This window comes from Pseudomonas sp. COW5 (genome assembly GCF_026240005.1).
Classification (GTDB): domain Bacteria; phylum Pseudomonadota; class Gammaproteobacteria; order Pseudomonadales; family Pseudomonadaceae; genus Aquipseudomonas; species Aquipseudomonas kribbensis.
In genome coordinates, this window is the sequence record NZ_JAPHVP010000001.1 from 4,705,596 (window position 1) to 4,727,270 (window position 21,675).

Annotated in this window: 15 protein-coding genes; 10 read left to right on the forward strand and 5 right to left on the reverse strand. The window is 61.0% G+C overall.

The annotated features are described in order from the left end of the window. Positions 1-75: 75 nt before the first annotated feature. Positions 76-888, reverse strand: coding sequence for an exodeoxyribonuclease III (gene xthA, locus OQ248_RS21495; RefSeq protein ID WP_096822294.1), 813 nt, complete (start codon positions 886-888; stop codon positions 76-78). Positions 889-1,062: 174 nt separating this feature from the next. On the opposite strand from xthA, the gene OQ248_RS21500 reads away from it, so the two are divergent. The 8 genes from OQ248_RS21500 to OQ248_RS21535 all read left to right on the forward strand — a co-directional run bounded on the left by OQ248_RS21500 (position 1,063) and on the right by OQ248_RS21535 (position 13,693). Next, complete coding sequence (locus OQ248_RS21500; protein ID WP_085712429.1) at positions 1,063-1,713, forward strand: GNAT family N-acetyltransferase; 651 nt, start codon at positions 1,063-1,065, stop codon at positions 1,711-1,713. Positions 1,714-1,779: 66 nt separating this feature from the next. Then, the gene (locus tag OQ248_RS21505; protein WP_119428995.1) at positions 1,780-3,507 is read left to right on the forward strand and encodes an autotransporter assembly complex family protein; all 1,728 of its coding nucleotides are present in this window, start codon (positions 1,780-1,782) and stop codon (positions 3,505-3,507) included. After that, positions 3,504-7,178 (forward strand): translocation/assembly module TamB domain-containing protein, encoded by a 3,675-nt coding sequence (locus OQ248_RS21510; RefSeq protein WP_265813935.1) that lies wholly within the window; start codon positions 3,504-3,506, stop codon positions 7,176-7,178. The genes OQ248_RS21505 and OQ248_RS21510 overlap by 4 nt, the downstream gene beginning before the upstream one ends. Positions 7,179-7,297: 119 nt before the next feature. Then, on the forward strand, positions 7,298-8,620 hold the full coding sequence (locus tag OQ248_RS21515) for a hypothetical protein (protein ID WP_265813936.1): 1,323 nt from the start codon (positions 7,298-7,300) through the stop codon (positions 8,618-8,620). Positions 8,621-8,845: 225 nt separating this feature from the next. Beyond that, positions 8,846-9,328, forward strand: coding sequence for a MarR family transcriptional regulator (locus OQ248_RS21520; RefSeq protein WP_085712425.1), 483 nt, complete (start codon positions 8,846-8,848; stop codon positions 9,326-9,328). After that, positions 9,318-10,787, forward strand: a complete 1,470-nt coding sequence (locus OQ248_RS21525; RefSeq protein WP_265813937.1) for an efflux transporter outer membrane subunit — start codon at positions 9,318-9,320, stop codon at positions 10,785-10,787. Before OQ248_RS21520 ends, OQ248_RS21525 begins: the two co-directional genes overlap by 11 nt. Before the next feature lie 15 nt (positions 10,788-10,802). Further along, entirely contained in the window at positions 10,803-12,005 is a 1,203-nt protein-coding gene (locus OQ248_RS21530; RefSeq protein ID WP_085712423.1) for an efflux RND transporter periplasmic adaptor subunit, read from the forward strand. Between the two features lie 158 nt (positions 12,006-12,163). After that, positions 12,164-13,693: a DHA2 family efflux MFS transporter permease subunit gene (locus OQ248_RS21535; protein ID WP_085712422.1), complete on the forward strand. Its 1,530-nt coding sequence runs from the start codon at positions 12,164-12,166 to the stop codon at positions 13,691-13,693. Positions 13,694-13,915: 222 nt separating this feature from the next. On the opposite strand, the gene lpxH is transcribed toward OQ248_RS21535, so the two are convergent. Next, positions 13,916-14,662 carry a UDP-2,3-diacylglucosamine diphosphatase gene (gene lpxH, locus OQ248_RS21540; RefSeq protein WP_265813938.1) on the reverse strand — a complete coding sequence of 249 codons (747 nt, stop codon included), beginning with the start codon at positions 14,660-14,662 and terminating at the stop codon, positions 13,916-13,918. Continuing rightward, on the reverse strand, positions 14,659-15,165 hold the full coding sequence (locus OQ248_RS21545; protein WP_085712420.1) for a peptidylprolyl isomerase: 507 nt from the start codon (positions 15,163-15,165) through the stop codon (positions 14,659-14,661). Before OQ248_RS21545 ends, lpxH begins: the two co-directional genes overlap by 4 nt. Before the next feature lie 251 nt (positions 15,166-15,416). Here OQ248_RS21545 and OQ248_RS21550 point away from each other — a divergent pair, with 251 nt between their 5' ends. Together OQ248_RS21550 and cysS are read left to right on the forward strand one after the other, a co-directional pair. Further along, positions 15,417-17,117, forward strand: coding sequence for a glutamine--tRNA ligase/YqeY domain fusion protein (locus OQ248_RS21550; protein ID WP_085712419.1), 1,701 nt, complete (start codon positions 15,417-15,419; stop codon positions 17,115-17,117). A 20-nt stretch (positions 17,118-17,137) separates the two neighbouring features. Continuing rightward, positions 17,138-18,520, forward strand: a complete 1,383-nt coding sequence (cysS, locus tag OQ248_RS21555; protein ID WP_265813939.1) for a cysteine--tRNA ligase — start codon at positions 17,138-17,140, stop codon at positions 18,518-18,520. A 101-nt stretch (positions 18,521-18,621) separates the two neighbouring features. Here cysS and OQ248_RS21560 read toward each other — a convergent pair whose 3' ends face one another. Both OQ248_RS21560 and OQ248_RS21565 read right to left on the reverse strand, forming a co-directional pair. Continuing rightward, on the reverse strand, positions 18,622-19,494 hold the full coding sequence (locus OQ248_RS21560; protein ID WP_248741001.1) for an undecaprenyl-diphosphate phosphatase: 873 nt from the start codon (positions 19,492-19,494) through the stop codon (positions 18,622-18,624). A 133-nt stretch (positions 19,495-19,627) separates the two neighbouring features. After that, entirely contained in the window at positions 19,628-21,466 is a 1,839-nt protein-coding gene (locus tag OQ248_RS21565) for a sigma-54-dependent Fis family transcriptional regulator (protein WP_265813940.1), read from the reverse strand. Between the last annotated feature and the right edge of the window lie 209 nt (positions 21,467-21,675).

Genomic DNA, 21,675 nt, shown 5'->3' on the forward strand with positions numbered 1-21,675 from the left:
AGGGACGTTTCTGAAAGATGACAGTGCTCAGGCTGTGGGAGCGAACTCCCACAGCGATGTGCGGCGATTTTGCTATCAGCTCAATTCCAGCCAGATCGGCGCATGATCCGAAGGCTTTTCCATCCCGCGCAGTTCATAGTCGACACCGGCGGCTTTCACCCGTGGCAGCAAGCCGTGGGACGCCAGGATCACGTCGATCCGCAGACCGCGCTTCGGCTCGTCTTCAAAGCCACGGCTGCGGTAGTCGAACCAGCTGAAGGTGTCAGTAACATCCGGGTTCAGGTGACGGAAGCTGTCGGTCAGGCCCCAGTTTTTCAGGCGGGCCATCCACTCGCGTTCCTCCGGCAAGAAGCTGCATTTGCCGGTTTTCAGCCAGCGCTTCATGTTGTCCGGGCCGATGCCGATGTCGCAGTCTTCCGGGGAAATGTTCACGTCGCCCATCACCACCAGCGGCTGTTCGTTGTTGAACTGGCTTTCCAGCAGCGCTTGCAGATCGCTGTAGAAGCGCTGCTTGGCCGGGAACTTGGTTGGGTGGTCACGGCTTTCGCCCTGTGGGAAATAGCCGTTCATGATCGTCACCGGCACGCCGTTGGCGTCGGCGAAAGTGCCCCAGATAAAGCGCCGCTGCGCGTCTTCTTCATCGGTGGCGAAGCCTTTGTGCACGGCAATCGGCTCCTGGCGCGAGAGCAGGGCAACGCCGTAATGGCCTTTCTGGCCGTGGAAATACACGTGATAACCCAGGGCCCGCACTTCTTCCAGCGGGAACTGGTCGTCGTGGACCTTGGTTTCCTGCAGGCCGATGACGTCCGGCTGATGCTTTTCGATCAGCGCCGCCAGCTGATGCGGGCGGGCCCGCAGTCCGTTGATGTTGAAGGAAACGATCTTCATGGTCGGCAGTCCTGGCAAAAGGGCGATGCTAGCTGACATGTAGGATCTGGGCCAGCGTGGCGGTAGTCCATATGCGCTGCTAATGTCTTTCGGGTGTGGGAACGATCCCTTCAGCCCAAGGCTCGTATAACAAGAACGGGGCCTGTTGAGTCCCGTCCAGGGAGAATCACCGTCATGCCTGAAACCTCGACCGCCATCGCCGACATCCACATGCTCGACCGCGGCTATTCCCGTGAAGCGCGATCCTTGCTGTATCAGGCTTACCGTCATGAGCCGACCTTCGCTTATCTGTTCGAGGCCGAACGTCCGGGTTACGAACAACGGGTGCGTGCCACGGTGCGGGAGCTGGTCAAACAGCATTTCCTTCAGGATCTGCCGGCCATCGGTCTGTTGGTCAATGATCGGTTGATCGGCATCGCCCTGATCGCGCCGCCGCAACGGCGTCTGGGCGTTACCGAGAGTTGGGCCTGGCGTTTGCGCATGGTGCTGAGCACCGGTTTCCGCTGCACCCGGCGTTATCTGGAGTATCACGCCGCCGTTGAAGCCTGCGTGCCGACCGACTCGGTGCACATGCTGCCGTTGCTGGGCGTGCATCCACAATTTCAGGGCAAACACTTCGGTGAGCAGCTGCTGCAAGCGGTGCATAACTGGTGTGCGGTGGATGAAAGCTCCCAGGGCGTGATCCTCGATACCGGCAACCCGCGTTACCTGGAATTTTACAAACGTCAGGGTTATGAGGAGATCGGCGAAGTCGCCGTCGGCCCGGTACGTGAGCACGTGTTTTTCCACGCCAATCCACAGGTGTTACAAACTGCAACGGCATAACCATCGAACTTTTTCAGAAAAGTCTGGTTCTATCACGCTCCCAAGCACGTGATAGCATCCGCCCCTATGAAGTTTCCAGGAAGATTTACCAGTGGCGTGCTCATGCTGTTAACCAGCTGCGCGGCGCTGGCGCAAAGTGAATTGGATGTGCGGGTCAAACCGTCCAACGATGAACTCAAGGCCAATATAGAAGGCTATATCGGCAGCCTCGGCGATCGGGACGAAGAAGCCTTGCAGCGCTTCAGTCGCGGTGCCGAAGAGCAGGCGCGCAAGGCCGCCCAGGCTTTGGGCTACTACCAGCCGCAGATCGACAGCGAAGTGAAGGGCGGTGAAAAGCCGCGTCTGGTGCTGAAAATCGATCCTGGCGAGCCGATTCGCCTGCGCAATGTCACCGTGCGGGTTGACGGACCCGCTGCCGCCCTCAAATCCTTTCGTGTACCGAAAAGCGACGTGCTCAAGCCTGGCGCGGTGCTCAACCATGGCCGCTACGAAGACGCCAAGCGCCTGATCCAGAATCAGGCCTCACGCTTCGGTTTCTTCAGTGGCCATTTCACCAGTCAGAAACTGATGGTCGATCCCCGCGCCGGGGTGGCCGATGTCGAATTGATTTATGAGAGTGGCCCGCGTTATGCGCTGGGCAAGGTCAGTTTCGAAGGCGACACGCCGTTCGACGAAGACCTGCTGCAACGCATGGTGCCGTTCAAGCCGGGCGAGCCTTACGACTCCGAGCTGATTGCCGAACTCAATCGCGACCTGCAATCGAGCGGTTACTTCGAAGGCGTGCGGGTCGACGCGGCGCCGACCGCCGCCAAGGACGACGTGATCCCCGTTGCGGTCAAACTCGACACGCGCAAGCCGCGCACCATGGGCCTGGGCCTCGGTTATTCCACCGACGTCGGCCCGCGAATCAAGGCCAACTGGACTCGCCATTGGGTCAACCCGCAAGGCGACAGTTACGGCTGGGAAGCCGAACTCTCGGCGCCACGGCAGAACGTCGGCCTGTTCTATGACATTCCGCTGGATCCGCCGCTGACCGACAAACTGCGTTGGGCCGGCGGTTATCAGTACGAAGACATCGACGGCTCCGACACCCTGAGCAAACTGCTGACCTTCGGCCCGGAATGGCACAGCAAGTTGCCCAGCGGCTGGCAACGGGTGATCTCGCTGAAATGGCAGCGCGAGGAATACCAGCTCGGAGACGATTCGGGTCTGAGTACCTTGCTGATGCCCGGCATCAGTTACTCCTACCTGAAAAGTGACAATCGCATCGACCCGCACAACGGCTATCGCCTGACCTTCGAAAGCAAGGTGGCGAAAGAAGGCCTCGGCTCGGACAACAACTTGTTGTACGGCACGGCGCTGATCAAAGGCCTGACCACGGTGTTCGATAACCACCGATTCCTCGGACGTGTCCAGGTCGGTGGCAGTGCCACCAACGGTTACAGCTCGGTGCCGCCGTCGCTGCGGTTCTTCGCCGGTGGCGACCAGAGTGTGCGCGGTTACGACTATCAGAGCCTGTCCCCGGAAAACTCCAAAGGCGACCGCATCGGCGGGCGCTACATGGTGGCCGGCAGCGTCGAGTACCAATACTCGATCGCCGAAAAATGGCGGGTCGCGACCTTCGTCGACCAGGGCAACTCCTTCAACAAACTCGAACTGCCGAACCTCAAGACCGGGGTCGGTATCGGTGTGCGCTGGGTTTCGCCGGTGGGGCCGATCCGCCTCGACCTGGCCCATGCGCTGGACGACGATGGCGGCATCCGGCTGCACTTTTCCATGGGGCCTGAGCTGTGAAGCGTGGTTTGAAAATTTCGGCGCTGGCGCTGTTGTCGCTGGTGCTGTTGATTGTATTGAGCATTGCCGCTGTGCTCGGCACCCAGGCTGGCAGCCGTTGGGTGCTAGGGATGGTTCCGGGTTTGAGTGTCGATAACTTCCAGGGTCGTCTCGGTGGGCAGTGGAGCGCCGATCATCTGTTGTGGCAGCAGGACAGCAGTCGCGTCGAACTCAACAAGCCGATCTTCGAATGGTCGCCGCTGTGCCTGACACGCATGACGCTGTGCATCGAACAGCTCAAGGCCGATCAGGTCATTCTGCAATTCCCGCCCGGCGAAGAAACCACCGACAGCGGCCCGATCAAACTGCCGGACCTGCAATTGCCGGTGGCCATCGAACTGGGTGACGTGCAAGTCGGCAGCCTGCTGTTCAACGGAAGCGAACAGCTTAAAGGCCTGCAACTGGCGGCGCACTGGACTGCCAAGGGCATGCAGATCGACAGCGTGAAACTGCAACGCGACGATCTGAGCCTGAACCTCTCCGGCCTGTTGCAGCCCACCGGTAACTGGCCGTTGAACATTACCGGTGATCTGACCCTGCCGTCACCGGGCGCCGGCCCGTGGACGCTGGCGCTCAAAGTCGACGGTGATCTGCTCAAGACCCTGAACCTGCACGCCGACAGCCGGGGCTACCTCGACGGCCAGTTGAGCGGCGAGTTGCAACCGCTTGCGGAAAACCTGCCGGCCAAGGTGCGCATCACTTCGGAGGCGTTCAAGCCGAGCGCCGATCTGCCGGACACTTTGCAACTCAATCAACTGGTATTGACCGGCGAAGGCGACCTGAAAAATGGTTACCAATTGCTCGGCAATGCGACGTTGCCTGCGGATAAAGGCCCGGTGGCGCTGTTGCTCAAGGGCAAGGTCGATGCCAAGGGCGCACAGATCGCCGGCCTCGACCTGACCGCCAATGACAAACAAAGCCTCAAACTCACCGGTAATGTCGACTGGAGCAAAGGCCTCAGCGCCCAGGCCAACATCAACTGGCAGGATTTCCCGTGGCATCGGCTCTATTCCGAGATCGACGAACCGCAAGTCGCCTTGCGCACGTTCAACGGCGAAGTCTCCTACACCGACGGCCAATACCTCGGCAATTTCGCCGCCGCGCTGGATGGCCCTGCGGGGGCGTTCAGTCTGAGCAGCCCGTTCAGCGGCAATCTCAAACAGATCTTCCTGCCGCAATTCAAGCTCGAAGCGGGACAGGGCAAGGCCGAAGGGCACGTGAACGTGCAGTTTGCCGACGGCATTGCCTGGGATACGGCGCTGGAGTTGTCTGCACTCAACCCGGCCTACTGGATGGCGGAGCTGCCGGGCACACTGGCCGGGCCGCTGAAAAGCACGGGCGAGATGAAGAATGAACGCCTGAGCCTCAACGCCGACCTCGATCTCAAAGGCAAACTGCGCGGGCAACCGGCGGTGCTGCAGGCCAAGGCTGACGGCGCCGGTGAACAGTGGAATCTGAATGCCCTGCAAATCCGCCTCGGCGACAACAGCATCAACGGCAAGGGCAGCCTGCAACAGAAGCTCGCCGGGCAGATCGATATCAAGCTGCCGCGTCTGGCCCAGCTCTGGCCGCAGTTGCGCGGACAGGTCAACGGTCGGGTCGATGTCGCCGGCACCCTGAAAGCCCCGCAAGGCAAGCTCGACCTGCAAGGCTCGCAGCTGGTGTTCCAGGACAATCGCCTGCAAAGCCTCAACCTCGACGCCACCCTCGACAGCGCGCAGCGGGCGAAAATCGATCTGAAGGGCAGCGGCATCCAGGCGGGCGACACGAACCTGGGTGTGCTGACTGTCAGCGCTCAGGGCGATATCAAAAATCAGAAACTCAATCTCGACCTGCTCGGTCCGAAGCTGAAACTCGCACTGGGGCTGGACGGCAATCTGGACAAAGGCAACTGGCGCGGGCGTCTGGCCAGCGGCGACATTCAGGCCGGCGGTCAGGACTGGAAACTGCAAAACCCGGCCAAGCTTGAACGTCTGGCCGACGGCAAGATCAACTTCGGCGCCCATTGCTGGATGTCCGGCAATGCCAGCCTGTGCGGCGAAGATCAGCGCTTGATGCCGGAGCCGAAGCTGCGTTACCACCTCAAGCAATTCCCGATCGAAAGCCTGGCGCAGTGGCTGCCCAAGGATTTCGCCTGGCAGGGCAAGCTCAATGCCGACCTGCAGTTGGACCTGCCGGCCAGCGGTCCGAACGGCCAGATCAGCGTCGATGCCAGCGGCGGCACCTTGCGCATGAAGGAAAAGGACCAGTGGCTGGACTTCCCGTACCAGACCCTCAAGCTCACCAGCAAACTCACGCCGAAGCGCATCGACACTGATCTCAATTTCGTCGGTGGCAAACTCGGTGAACTGATGGTGCAGGCGCAGCTCAATCCGCTGCCGAAGAACAAACCGCTGAACGGCTCGTTCCGTCTCAGCGGGCTGGATCTGTCGGTGGCCCGGCCGTTTGTGCCGATGGTCGAGAAACTCACCGGACGCCTGAATGGCAGCGGCACGATTTCCGGCGGGCTGCTCGCGCCGCTGGTCAACGGCACCGTGCAACTCAGTGACGGCGAAGTGTCTGGCCCGGAACTGCCGTTGCAGTTGCAGGATCTGCGACTGCAAGCGGTGATCGCCGGCGAATCGGTGCGCCTGGACGGCGGCTGGAAAAGCGGCAAGACCGGGCAGGGCAGCCTCAGCGGCAACGTCGCCTGGGGTCAGGCGCTGATGGTGGATCTGGCGCTCAAGGGTACGCAACTGCCGGTCACCGTCGAACCCTACGCCAAGCTTGAAGTGGCGCCGGACCTGAAGATTTCCATGGCCGGCGACGAGCTGGCGATTGCCGGCAAGGTGCTGGTGCCCCGAGGCGAAATCACCGTGCGCGAGTTGCCGCCATCCACGGTGAAAGTCTCCGATGACACGATCATCGTCGGCGCGCAAACGGAGGAGGGCAAACCACCGATGGCCATGAAGATGGACATCGACGTGGTGGTCGGCGAGGACAAACTGAGTTTCGCTGGATTCGGCCTGACCGCCAATTTGCAAGGCCATGTGCACATCGGCGACAACATGGACACCCGTGGCGAGCTGTGGCTCAACGACGGTCGTTACCGCGCCTACGGCCAGCGCCTGACGGTGCGCCGGGCGCGCCTGTTGTTTGCCGGGCCGATCGATCAGCCGTATCTGGATATCGAAGCGATCCGCCAGACCGACGACGTGATTGCCGGCATCCGCCTGAGCGGCAGCGCCGAGCAACCGACCACGCAGATCTTCTCCGAGCCCGCGATGAGCCAGGAGCAGGCGTTGTCCTATCTGGTGCTGGGGCGTCCACTGAGCAGCAACGGCGAAGACAACAACATGCTCGCGCAAGCGGCGCTGGGTCTGGGCCTGATGGGCAGTTCCGGGGTGACCAGCAACCTGGCCAAAGATCTGGGCATCCAGGATTTCCAGCTCGACACCCAGGGCAGCGGCAACACCACCAGCGTGGTGGCCAGCGGCAATATCTCCGAGAAGCTCAGCCTGCGTTACGGCGTCGGCGTGTTCGAACCGGCCAACACCATTGCCTTGCGCTACAAGCTGAGCAAAAAGGTCTACCTCGAAGCCGCCAGCGGCGTGGCCAGTTCGCTGGACATTTTCTACAAGCGGGACTTCTAGGCCTCGCTCCCACAGAGCCGGATCGTGTCACCACGATCCGGCTTTTTTTCGGATGTATTAGACTGACCTCAGCTTGAAGGCTGCAAAGTGCGGCTGCCCGAAACGCCCCGGGGGCGCCTATGGTCCGTTTGAGTATGGTCTTGCTCGGCAACGACTTTGTCCGCAAGCGCTGGTCTGCACTGGCGCTGACCGGCGTTGTCTGGGGCGCGGCCGGTGTGGCCATCTTCATCGATGCGCTGGACGGCGTTCTGTATTTCCCGCTGCATGTGTTCGGTTATTTGTTGTTGCTCGAAGCCCTGATCATTCTGCTGGTGCCGGCTCCGCAATCCGGCACTGCTGCGGCGTTGCGCAGGGCGCGGGGGCTGGCTTTTCTGCTGTTGGGGCTGCTGATTGTCGACCGGCAACATGCTGCCGGCCTGATTCTCGCGGTGCTGTTCGGTGCGGCTTTTCTGCTCGACGGCGGGTTTCGCCTGGCGGCTGCCGTGGTGGTGCGCTTCGTCGGTTGGCAAATGTCACTGCTGGCAGGGCTGTTCGAGATCGGCTTCGCGCTGTTCATCCTTGAACCGTACCCGACGCTTTACAAGGGGACGGTGCCGTTCTGCATTGGCATGAGCATTTTTCTCTCGGGCTGCGCCTTGTTGCAGCAGGCCTTGCGGTTCAGGAACGGGCATTCGCCGGTGACGACTTCCCCGGTGTACGCCCCGGCAAACGGTGACGCGCTGGTGATCCATGTCTGGACGCCCAGCGGTACGGTTGACGACACCCTGGTGCGCAATCGGTTGCTCAACCGATATATCGCGGCGGTCGATATCAACGGCGTCATTTCCGCCGGCCACGCGGCACTGGAATGTGGGCCGGACCTCTATATCAGCCATTACCCGCTGGACGACATTGATCGTTCGGCGGGGGATTTTGTGCGGTTGCTGCGGGCCACGCCGAACAACGATGTTCCCGGCAGGTTTCTGCAGGACTATGCGAGCGAAGTCGCCGACTGGTGCCCGTCGTCGGTGCAGGTCAGTTTCGTGCATTACGACGCAGCGCGGCTTCGGGCGTTTTGGGCGGATTATCGGCAGAACACCACCTACAACCTCACCAGCCGCAATTGCTCGAGTGCCGTTGCACACAGCCTTGAGGCTGCCCTTGAAGGCGCGATGAACCGCGGCCATTCGAGCATGCTGGATTTTGCCCGGGTCATCATCAGCCCGGAATTCTGGGTCGCGGCCCAGGTGCGCAAACGCGCCGAAGCCATGGCCTGGACGCCGGGGTTGCTGCTTGATTACGTGTGGGCGCTGCATGCTGCCATCGAGCCGACGCCGCCAGGCTGGCACAGCATTTATGCGGTAGCCAAACGCGCCTGTGGTTATGCGGCAACGGCTTTGCGTGGGCGGGAAGTCCATCCACTTCACCCGCCACCGATGAATCATCCCTCCGACAAATCCTGACTGGCTCTACTCCGAGTCGCTGCCATCGCGAGCAGGCTCGCTCCCACATGCATGAGATCACTGTGGGAGCGAGCCTGCTCGCGATGGCGTCTGCACGGTCAACAGAAAAACCCAGTCCGCTGGTCAACTAATTACAAAGCAACCTAACTATTACGTTGACATTCGCTGCCTAGGCAGTAACATCTCGACATACATTCACTGCCTAGGCAGTTATTAGGTGCGCACATGAAGCATTTCACCCCGGACGAATTCAAGCATTGCCATCTCGGCCTGTTGCTCGGCCGTGCAGCCTTGCTCAAGGACAGGATCATCGACACCCATATGGAACCCCACGGCATCACCGCCGCGCAGTTCAAGGTGTTGATCATCATGGCCCAGTACGGCGTCGACACCCCGGCCGAGCTGTGCCGGCACCTGTCGCTGGACAGCGGTTCGATGACCCGCATGCTCGACCGTCTGGAGCAGAAAGACTTCCTGGTGCGCCAGCGCAGCGAAGGCGATCGCCGTCAGGTGCAGTTGAAGCTCACCGGCCAAGGTCAGGCGCTGGCCGATCGTCTGCCGCACATCGGTGCCGACGCCATGAACGAGTTGGCCGGCGGCATTACTCCGGACGAGTTGAAAACCCTGGAATACATCCTCAAGAAAATTTTGCTGGCGGCCGGTGACCCCATCACCATCCAGCGGTTAGGTGAACACAATGAGCGGTAAAACCTTGCGCAGCAGCCTGACACTGGTGCTGTCGGCGATGATCCTCGCCGGTTGCGCCAACTACAGTGGCCTCGATACCCATGGCAAAAACCTTGATGCGAAAGACCTCAAGGTCGGCCAATCCCTCAACGGCGTGACACTGTCCCCGGCCGCGTGGCCGAAGAGCGACTGGTGGACCAGCCTCGGCGATCCGCAGCTCGATGGTCTGATCCGCGAAGCCCTGCACGACAGCCCGGACATGCAGATCGCCGACGCCCGCGCCCATCAGGCCAGCGCCGCCGCGTATGCCGCCGATGCCGAGCGTTATCCGACCCTCGACGCCAGCGCCGGCATTACCCGTTCGCGTCTGGCCAAGGATCAGGACCCGCGAGGGCAGGGCGATGCCTACGCCACCGTGCGCAACATCAGTGCCGGTTTCAATTACAACTTCGACCTCTGGGGCGGTCAGCGTGACGCCTGGGAAGCCGCACTTGGTCAGGCTCGCGCGGCTGAGGTCGACCGTCAGGCTGCACAACTGACCCTCGCCGCCGACGTAGCCCGGGCCTACAGCGATCTGGGTCAGGCCCATATCGTTTATGACCTGGCCAACGAAGACCTCAAGCGCACCAAACAGATGCTCGACCTGAGCCAGCGTCGTTTGAGCTCGGGGATCGACAGCCAGTACCAGTTCCAACAGACCCAAAGTCTGGAAGCCAGCTCCGAAGCCAGCCTGATCGACGCCGAAAAGCGCCTGAACAGCGCGAAAATCGCCCTGGCCGTGTTGCTTGGCAAAGGCCCGGATCGCGGCAACGAAATCGCCCGGCCTAAAGTCCTGCAGGCCAGTGCCGTCGCTGTGCCCACGGTACTGCCGGCGGAATTGTTGGGCCGTCGCCCGGATCTGGTCGCCGCGCGCTGGCGCGTCGAGGCCGCGAGCAAGGACATCGACTCGGCCAAGACCCGTTTCTATCCCAACTTGAACCTGTCGGCCTCCGCTGGTGCCGAATCGTTATTGGGTGATGCGATGTTCGGTTCCGCCAGCCGCTTCTTCAACATCGCCCCGACCCTTTCGCTGCCGATCTTCGATGGTGGACGCCTGCGCGCCAACCTCGATGCTCGCGATGCCGATTACGACCTGGCCGTGGCGCAGTACAACAAAAGTCTGGTGAAAGCCCTGGGCGATGTCGGCGACACCATCAACCAGTTGCGTGACATCGGCCGGCAGATCGGCGCCCAGCAGCACGCGACCGAGATTGCCCAGGATTCTTACAACACCGTGGTCCAGCGTTACGGTTCCGGAATCGGCAACTACCTGGACGTGCTCAGCATCGAGCAGCAATTGCTGCAGGCCCAGCGTCAGCTGGCGACCCTGAATGCCGAGCAGATCGACCTGTCGATTCAACTGATGCAAGCGCTGGGAGGCGGCTTCCAGGGGCAGGCCCTGACTGCCAGCAACGCCAGCCCAGCCACCACGCACAACTAATTCAAGGTATTTGTCATGGCCACTGCCGAAAACACTCAAGCTCAAGACAACACCCCCGACACCGGCAATCCGCGCAAACGCAAAGTGATGCTGCTGGTGCTGGCCGTCGTGGTTGCCCTCGCCGGTGCCGGCGTCTGGGCGTATCACGAATTCATCGGTCGCTGGAACGAAAGCACCGACGACGCCTACGTCAACGGCAACGTCGTGGAAATCACCCCGCTGGTGACCGGCACCGTGGTCAGCATCGGCGCCGACGATGGCGATCTGGTCCACGAAGGTCAGGTACTGGTCAACTTCGACCCGAACGACGCCGAAGTCGGCCTGCAAAGTGCCCAGGCCAAACTGGCGCGCACCGTGCGTCAGGTTCGCGGCTTGTACAGCAACGTTGACGGCATGAAAGCCCAGGTCAACGCGCAACAGGCGAACGTGCAGAAAGCCCAGGACAACTACAACCGCCGGAAAAATCTCGCCGCCGGCGGCGCGATTTCCCAGGAAGAACTGTCCCACGCTCGCGATGACCTGACCTCGGCACAAAACGCCCTGGCCAACGCCCAGCAGCAACTGAAAACCACCAGCGCACTGGTGGATGACACCGTGGTTTCGTCGCACCCGGACGTGATGTCGGCCGCTGCCGACCTGCGTCAGGCCTACCTGACCAACGCTCGCAGCACCCTGATCGCACCGGTGACCGGTTACGTCGCCAAGCGCACCGTTCAACTCGGCCAGCGCGTGCAGCCGGGCACCGCGCTGATGGCGGTGATTCCGCTGGATCAGCTGTGGATCGACGCCAACTTCAAGGAAACCCAGCTGCGCGACATGCGCATCGGCCAACCGGTAGACATCGAATCCGACATCTACGGCAGCGACGTGAAATTCAGCGGCACCGTCGACAGCCTCGGCGCGGGTACCGGCAGCGCGTTCGCCCTGTTGCCGGCGCAGAACGCCACCGGTAACTGGATCAAGATCGTGCAGCGTGTACCGGTGCGGATTCACATCAACGCCGAAGAGCTGGCCAAGCATCCGCTGCGCGTCGGTCTGTCGACCAATGTCGAGGTCAACCTGCACGACCAGAGCGGCCCGGTTCTGGCGCAGCAACCGCCGCAACAGGCCTCGTTCAGCACCAGCGTCTACGACCGTCAACTGGGCGAAGCCGACGCGATGATCGCGCAACTGATCCACGACAACAGCGCGGCGGTCAGCAAGACCGCGCAACGCTGACCTCTTTCCCCCTGTGGGAGCGGGCTTGCTCGCGAATGCTGCCTGACATTCAACATAGATGTTGTCAGACACACCGCTTTCGCGAGCAAGCCCGCTCCCACAAAGGGCGGCTGCGTCTGTAACAGATGCGGCGCCAACCCGGCTTCATAGGATTCGCGATGAGCAATAACGCCTCTTTTTCGCCGCCCAGCCTGTTGCTCAGCACCATCGGCCTGTCGCTGGCGACCTTCATGCAAGTGCTCGACACCACCATCGCCAACGTGGCGCTGCCGACCATCTCCGGTAACCTCGGTGTGAGTTCGGAGCAGGGCACCTGGGTCATCACCTCGTTCGCCGTGAGCAACGCCATCGCGCTGCCGCTCACCGGCTGGTTGAGCCGGCGTTTCGGCGAGGTGAAGCTGTTCCTCTGGGCCACCATGCTGTTCGTGCTGGCCTCGTTCCTCTGCGGTATTTCCACCTCGATGCCCGAGCTGATCGGTTTCCGGGTCCTGCAAGGGCTGGTGGCCGGGCCGTTGTATCCGATGACCCAGACGCTGCTGATCGCGGTCTATCCGCCCGCCAGGCGAGGGATGGCCCTCGCGTTACTGGCGATGGTCACGGTGGTGGCGCCGATTGCCGGCCCGATCCTCGGCGGCTGGATCACCGACAGTTACAGCTGGCCGTGGATTTTCTTTATCAACGTGCCGATTGGCGTGTTTGCGGTGATGGTGGTGCGTTCGCAACTGGCGAAACGTCCGGTGGTCACCAGTCGTCAGCCGATGGACTACGTCGGGTTGATTACGCTGATTATCGGCGTCGGTGCGTTGCAGGTGATCCTCGACAAGGGCAATGACCTGGACTGGTTCGAGTCGAACTTCATCATCATCGGCGCGGCGATTTCGGTGATTGCCCTGGCGGTGTTCGTGATCTGGGAAATGACCGACCAGCATCCGGTGGTCAATCTGCGCCTGTTCGCCCACCGCAACTTCCGCATCGGCACGCTGGTGCTGGTGTTGGGTTACGCCGGGTTCTTCGGCATCAACCTGATCCTGCCGCAATGGTTGCAGACCCAGATGGGTTACACCGCGACATGGGCCGGGCTGGCGGTGGCGCCGATCGGCATTCTGCCGGTGGTACTTTCACCGTTTGTCGGCAAGTACGCGCACAAGTTCGACCTGCGCCTGCTGGCCGGGCTGGCGTTCCTGGCGATCGGCCTGAGCTGCTTCATGCGTGCCGAGTTCACCAACGAGGTGGACTTCCAGCACATCGCGCTGGTGCAACTGTTCATGGGCATTGGCGTGGCGCTGTTCTTCATGCCGACCCTGAGCATCCTGATGTCGGACCTGCCGCCAAGCCAGATTGCCGATGGCGCTGGTCTTGCGACGTTCCTGCGGACACTGGGCGGCAGCTTTGCGGCATCGTTGACCACCTGGATCTGGATTCGCCGGGCGGATCAGCATCATGCGTACATGAGTGAAAGCATCAGCACCTATGAGCCGGCGACCCGTGAGGCGTTGAATCAGTTGGGCGGGGCGGGTAATCCGGCTTATGCGCAGCTGGATCATGTGCTGACCAGTCAGGCGTACATGCTTTCGACCGTGGATTACTTCACGCTGTTGGGGTGGGGGTTCATGGGGTTGATATTGATTGTTTGGCTGGCCAAGCCGCCGTTTGCTGCGAAGGCAGGCCCGGCTGCTTCCGGGCATTAAGATCAAGAGCTTTCCCTCACCCTAACCCTCTCCCGGAGGGAGAGGGGACTGACCGAGGTGGATGTGCGGGTTACACCGACCTGAGATGTCGAGTCGAACTCAGGGCTTGAAGGATCTAGCTTGCGAGCTCGAGTCGAACTCAGGTTTGAACAGCATGAAGATCGGCTCCCTTTCCCCCTCGCCCCTTGGGGGAGAGGGCGGGGGGTGAGGGGGTGGCGATCTTCAGCCGTGCGGCAAAGCCAGCGGCGGCGCGAAGTCAAACGGCGCCAAAGCAAACCCGTTCTCATCCACCTGCAACGCCCAGCCCTGACGATCCCAATCCCCCAGCACAATCCGTTTCGCCGCCTGATCGCCGATCTGCAACTTGTGGATGGCCGGGCGATGGGTATGCCCGTGAATCAGGGTTTTCACCCCGTATTCCTGCATGATCCGCGGGATTTCCTCCGGCGTGACATCGACGATGTCATTGGCCTTCATCCGCGTCTGCGCCCGGCTCTCACTGCGCAGCTTGCGCGCCAGTTTATGCCGGGTGCTCAACGGCAGATGCCGCAGGATGAACAGGGTGACCGGATTGCGCAGGTAGCGACGCAGTTTCATATAGGCTTCGTCGCGGGTGCAGAGGCTGTCGCCGTGCATCAGCAGCACCGGCTCGCCTGCGAGCTGCACGACACTCGGATCCTTCAACAGCGTGCAGCCGGCTACCTTGCAGAAAGCCTTGCCGAGCAGAAAGTCGCGATTGCCGTGCATCAGAAATATGGCCGTGCCGCTGTCGCTGAGTTCGCGCAGGGCCTGGCAGATGGAACGCTGGAAAGGGGTCATGGCATCGTCGCCGATCCACGCCTCGAAAAAGTCGCCCAGAATGTACAGCGCACTCGCCGAGCGGGCGCGTCCGGCGAGCAAATCCAGAAACGCCCGGGTGATGTCCGGGCGCTCCTCTTCCAGATGCAAGTCTGAAATCAGCAATATCACGCTTCGATGATCTCGGCTTTCTCGATGATCACGTCGTCGCTAGGTACGTCCTGGTGGCCAGCCTTGGAGCCGGTCGAGACTTTCTTGATGCTGTCGACCACTTCAGTACCGGCGGTCACTTTACCGAATACGGCGTAGCCCCAGCCTTGAACGTTCTTGCCGCTGTGGTTCAGGAAGCTGTTGTCGGCCACGTTGATGAAGAACTGCGCGGAAGCCGAATGCGGCTCCATGGTGCGGGCCATGGCGATGGTGTACTTGTCGTTGGAAAGACCGTTGTCGGCTTCGTTCTGGATGCTTGGACGCTTGTCTTTCTTTTCCTTCATGCCTGGCTCGAAACCGCCGCCCTGGATCATGAAGTTACCGATGACACGGTGGAAAACGGTGTTTTCGTAGTGACCGGCTTTGACGTACTCGATGAAGTTGGCCACGGTGATCGGGGCTTTTTCAGCGTTCAGTTCGATGACGATGTCACCGTGGTTGGTGGTCAGTTTGACTTGAGTCATGGTCAGTACTCTTTATAAGGAATTCGTGGTCTTGGAGCCTCACGCCCCGCAACCGGTTCAGCCTGCTTAGGCCAAGGTGCGCAGTTTAGCGTGACAGGCGCGAATTTCGAGGCTGTTTTTCAATTGCCGGCGATTAAATGCGCGCCTTTATAAGAGTGTGCTCTGTCAGGCCCTTGACAGCATCGGCTATGATAGCGGCTTTGTTTTGTCTGGCCCCCTTTGCGGCCGCGCACATGTAAGTCAAGGATCCTATGAGCAAGCCCACTGTCGACCCTACCTCGAATGCCAAGTCCGGCCCTGCCGTGCCGGTCAATTTCCTGCGGCCGATCATCCAGGCAGACCTGGACTCGGGCAAGCACACCCAGATCGTCACCCGTTTCCCGCCTGAGCCCAACGGCTACCTGCACATCGGTCACGCCAAGTCGATCTGCGTGAACTTCGGCCTGGCCCAGGAGTTCGGCGGCGTCACGCACCTGCGTTTCGACGACACCAACCCGGCCAAGGAAGACCAGGAATACATCGACGCGATCGAAAGCGACGTCAAATGGCTGGGCTTCGAATGGTCCGGCGAAGTGCGCTACGCCTCGCAATACTTCGACCAGTTGCACGACTGGGCCGTCGAGCTGATCAAGGCCGGCAAGGCCTACGTCGACGACCTGACGCCTGAACAGGCCAAGGAATACCGCGGCAGCCTGACCGAGCCGGGCAAGAACAGCCCGTTCCGCGACCGTTCGGTGGAAGAGAACCTGGACTGGTTCGCCCGCATGCGCGCCGGTGAGTTCCCGGACGGTGCCCGCGTGCTGCGCGCCAAGATCGACATGGCCTCGCCGAACATGAACCTGCGCGACCCGATCATGTACCGCATCCGCCACGCTCATCACCATCAGACCGGTGACAAGTGGTGCATCTACCCGAACTACGACTTCACCCACGGTCAGTCGGACGCCATCGAAGGCATCACCCACTCGATCTGCACCCTGGAGTTCGAGAGCCATCGTCCGCTGTACGAGTGGTTCCTCGACGCACTGCCGGTACCGGCGCACCCGCGTCAGTACGAATTCAGCCGTCTGAACCTGAACTACACCATCACCAGCAAGCGCAAGCTCAAGCAACTGGTCGATGAAAAACACGTCAACGGCTGGGACGATCCGCGCATGTCCACGCTGTCGGGCTTCCGCCGCCGTGGCTACACCCCGGCGTCGATCCGCAGCTTCTGCGACATGATCGGCACCAACCGTTCTGACGGCGTGGTCGACTTCGGCATGCTCGAGTTCAGCATCCGTCAGGACCTGGACGCCAACGCTCCGCGCGCCATGTGCGTGCTGCGTCCGTTGAAAGTCGTGATCACCAACTACCCGGAAGACCAGGTCGAAAACCTCGAACTGCCGCGTCATCCGCAGAAAGAAGAACTCGGCGTGCGCCAACTGCCGTTCGCCCGTGAAATCTACATCGACCGCGATGACTTCATGGAAGAACCGCCAAAAGGCTACAAGCGCCTGGAGCCGAACGGCGAAGTGCGTCTGCGCGGCAGCTACGTGATCCGTGCCGACGAAGCGATCAAGGACGCCGACGGCAACATCGTCGAGCTGCGTTGCTCCTACGATCCGGACACCCTGGGCAAGAACCCTGAAGGCCGCAAGGTCAAGGGCGTGATCCACTGGGTGCCGGCCGCTGCCAGCGTCGAGTGCGAAGTGCGTCTGTATGATCGCCTGTTCCGTTCTCCGAACCCGGAGAAGGCCGAAGACAGCGCGAGTTTCCTGGACAACATCAACCCTGACTCACTGCAAGTGCTGACCGGTTGTCGTGCTGAACCCTCGCTGGGCAATGCACAGCCGGAAGACCGTTTCCAGTTCGAGCGCGAAGGCTACTTCGTTGCGGATATCAAGGACTCGAAACCAGGTCAGCCGGTATTCAACCGTACCGTGACCCTGCGTGATTCGTGGGGCCAGTGATCAAGTCTTAAGGAACCATCGTGCTTTCGATCTACAACACGCTCACCAAGAGCAAAGAAGTCTTCAAGCCGCTGGATGGCAACAAGGTGCGCATGTACGTCTGCGGGATGACCGTGTACGACTACTGCCACCTGGGCCACGGCCGCAGCATGGTCGCGTTCGACCTGGTGACCCGCTGGTTGCGGTTCAGCGGTTATGACCTGACCTACGTGCGCAACATCACCGACATCGACGATAAGATCATCAACCGGGCCAACGAGAACGGCGAGTCGTTCGAAGCGTTGACCGAGCGCATGATCGCCGCGATGCACGAAGACGAAGCGCGTCTGAACATCAAGAAGCCGGACATGGAACCGCGCGCCACGGATCACATCCCTGGCATGCACGCGATGATCCAGACCCTGATCGACAAGGGTTTCGCCTACGCCCCGGGCAATGGCGACGTGTACTACCGCGTCGGCAAGTTCATGGGCTACGGCAAGCTCTCGCGCAAGAAGATCGAAGACCTGCGCATCGGTGCGCGGATCGAGGTCGACGAAGCCAAGGAAGATCCGCTGGACTTCGTGCTGTGGAAAGGCGTCAAGCCGGGCGAGCCGAGCTGGGAATCGCCGTGGGGCGCCGGGCGTCCGGGCTGGCACATCGAGTGCTCGGTGATGTCCACCTGCTGCCTGGGCGAGACCTTCGATATTCATGGCGGCGGCAGCGACCTGGAGTTCCCGCACCACGAAAACGAAATCGCCCAGAGCGAAGCGGCCACCGGCAAGACCTACGCCAACGCGTGGATGCATTGCGGCATGATCCGTATCAATGGCGAGAAGATGTCCAAGTCCTTGAACAACTTCTTCACCATTCGCGACGTGCTCGACAAGTACCACCCGGAAGTCGTGCGTTACCTGCTGGTGTCGAGCCACTACCGCAGCGCGATCAACTACTCGGAAGACAACCTCAAGGACGCCAAGGGCGCACTGGAGCGTTTCTACCACGCGTTGAAAGGTCTGCCGATCGTTGCTCCGGCTGGCGGCGAAGCGTTCGTCGAGCGTTTCACCACGGTGATGAACGACGACTTCGGCACGCCGGAAGCCTGTGCGGTGCTGTTCGAGATGGTGCGTGAGATCAACCGTCTGCGCGAGAGCGATCTCGATGCGGCGGCCGGTCTGGCGGCGCGCCTGAAAGAACTGGCCAGCGTGTTGGGTGTGTTGCAGCTCGAAGCCGATGACTTCCTGCAGGCCGGCGCCGAAGGGCGTGTCGATGCAGCTGAGGTCGAAGCGCTGATCGCTGCGCGTCTGGCGGCTCGTGCCGGCAAGGACTGGGCCGAATCCGACCGCATCCGCGACCAGCTCACCGCCATGGGCGTGGTGCTGGAAGACGGCAAGGGCGGCACGACCTGGCGTCTGGCTGACTGATCCGCTCGGCATGTTTGTTCCCACGCTCAGCCTGGGAACAAACGTAAGTGCTTTAAAAAACAAAACCCGCCAAGTGCGGGTTTTGTTTTTTGTGGCGGACCTTAACTCAAGAGCCCGGTGCTGACCGCGACGATCAGGAAAATCCCCAGCAATGCGCGGTAAATTACGAATGGCCAGGTGGAGAATTTCTCCAGAAACCGCATCAGGCCCCAGATCGCGAAAAACGCCGAGATGCTGGCAATCACCAGACCGAAAATCAGGTGCGCCCAGGCTTGCGCCGGCAGTTGCGCATGGAACAGCACCCACAACTCCTTCAACCCTGCCAGCGCGATGGCCGGCAGCCCGAGCAGGAAGGAGAAGCGTGCCGCTTCCTCACGTTTGAAGTTGAGGAACAGCGCCGCCGTCAGCGTCGAGCCGGAGCGCGAAACGCCGGGAATCAGCGCCCCGATCTGAGCAATGCCCACGATCAGCGCATCGCGCAGACGCATTTCGCCCACTGTGCGGCGATGGCGACAGGTGAGTTCGGCGATGGCCAGTAGCACCGCCATCACCACGCAGGAAATCCCGATCACCATCAAACCGCGCAACGGCGAGTTGCAGGCATTGAGCGTCGAGGACAGGGCGATGCCGGCAATACCGATGGGGATGGTCGCCAGCACGATGGCCACCGCGAGGATGAACCACTGATTGTTGAAATCCCGTTGTCGCACCGCCTCCAGGCTGCCGGTCGCGACCTGTCTCACATCGCGCCAGAAATAACTGACCACCGCCGCCAGTGCGGCCAGTTGCATCGCAGCGGAAAACGCCGAGCCGGGATCCGGCCAGCCGAGCAGGGCCGGAACGATGCGCATGTGGGCGGTGGAGGAAACGGGCAACAACTCGGTGATGCCTTGAATGACGCCGAGGATGCCGATTTGCAGGTAATCCAGCGAGGCGAAGCCGATATCAAGGCCGGTAGAACAGATGTTGGTCAAAGAACTTACCCTGTGAGGATCAGGAAGAGGGGGCGAAAACCTGAAACATTTCGTCACAGTCTAGCCGGTACGGTCAATGGGTGCAGTGAAGGGTTTTTTAGGGTGTTCGGGCTGACGCGTTCGCGAACGGCAGTCAGCCTTCAGCCTGGCGCAAGCGCTTATAAAGGGTATTGCGGCTCACCCCCAACCGTCGCGCCAGATGGGAAATATTGCCCCCGGCCGCCTGCAGTTCCCGATTCAACGCCTCACTGTCATTCAGATCGATCCCCAAAGGCTCTGGTGTTTCCAACGGCTCCATCTCCAGATCGACAAAAAAATCATCCGGCAGATGCTCAGGCCTTACCGGTTGCTCTTCGGCCATGGCCAGCGCGACCTGCATCACGCTGCTGACCTGACGCAGATTGCCGGGCCATGGGTGACGATCGAACAACTCCAGCACTTCGCTGCTCAATCCTGCCCATTGCGTCGGTTCGCGATGCTGTTCCCACAAACGTTTGAACAGCGCTTGCCTGTCACTGCGCTCGCGCAGCGGCGGCAACTCCAGGGTCAGGCCGCCGATGCGGTAGTACAGATCCTCGCGAAAGCGCCCCAGTTGCACCTGCTCGCGCAACGAGCGGTTGGTGGCGGAGATGATCCGCAGATCCACCGGGAACAACTCGCTGCTGCCCACCGGTTGCACGCAACGCTCCTGCAACACCCGCAGCAGGCGGGCCTGGGTCGGCAGCGGCATATCGCCGATTTCGTCGAGGAACAGCGTGCCTTTGTCGGCCTTGCGGATCAGGCCGATGCTGCCTTTCTGGTTGGCGCCGGTGAACGCGCCTTTCTCGTAGCCGAACAGCTCGGACTCCACCAGTTCGGCGGGGATCGCTGCGCAGTTCACGGCGATGAACGCCTGTTTGCTGCGAGAGCTGGCCTGATGCAGGGCTTTGACGAAGACTTCCTTGCCGACCCCGGTTTCTCCGTGAATCAACAGCGGAATGTCTTTTTCCAGCAGCCGCTCGGCCTGACGCACGGCTTTTTCCACGCGGCTGTCGCCGAAGTGCAGGGTGTTGAGGCTGATTGTCGTGGGTGGGACAGGTTTGGGTTCTGCGGCAAACACCCGTGCCTGAACCGGTGCCTGCTTGGGCCGTTTCAACAGGCACTGGAATCGATTGCGCCCCGACGTCTGCAAGGAAAACGGCAAACCGTCCGGCTGATTGAGCAATTCCAGCAACGACACCTTGAACAGGCTCTCGACACTCACCCGCGACAACCGCACGCCCAACAGATTGTCGGCCCGGCGGTTGGCCGACAGCACCTGACCGCTCTCATCGAAAATCAGCAAACCCGCCCATTGGCTGTCGAGGTTGTTCAACCCGGTGTTGAAGGTCAGTTGAAAATGCTGGCCGTGGAACAGGTTGAGGATCAGCCGGTTCTCCACGGTCTGGCTCATCATCTTGACCATGCCGAGGGTATGGGAGGGCGGCAGGTAGCTGTCGCTGGACACATCGAGCACGGCGATGACCTTGCGCTCGGCGTTGAAGATCGGCGCGGCGGAACCGGTCATGAAACGGTTGGCTTTGAGGAAATGCTCGTCGTGCTCGATGTGCACCGCCTGCTCGCAGGCTAGCGCCGTGCCGATGGCATTGGTGCCGCTGGCGTGTTCCATCCAGCTTGCCCCGGCCTGAAAGCCCCGCGCCAGATTTGGTTCGATAAAGCGCTGGGTGCCCCAGGATGTCAGCACCTGGCCCTGATTGTCGGCCAGCATGATCAGGCAATTGGAATTGCTCAGGATGTTCTCGTAGTACGGCAGCACTTCCTGATGGGTGGTCTGCACCAGCGAATGGTGACTGTCGAGCAGCTGCGCGATACCGGCGGCGGGCAACTGGTCGAACGCCGGTGCACTTTGATGCTTGAGACCGAAGGCGCGGCAACGGGACCAGGAGTCCTGGACGATGGCTTCGTGGGAAAGCGGCGGGGCAGGTGCGGACATGGCAGTCAGCCTCTGAAAGCAGCGTTTTTATTATTGTTATGAGGCCCGTCGGGACCTGAAAAGCATCGATAGAGTGTTGTTCACTATTGTTCATTGTCAATCGTTGAACTGTTCAAATGTGTTCAGCAATGAAGGTGTTTTGCCCGCGTTTTCGGTGATTTTCGCGGCGAATCAACGGCTTGGGATTTCTGGCACGAATGTCGCTCTGT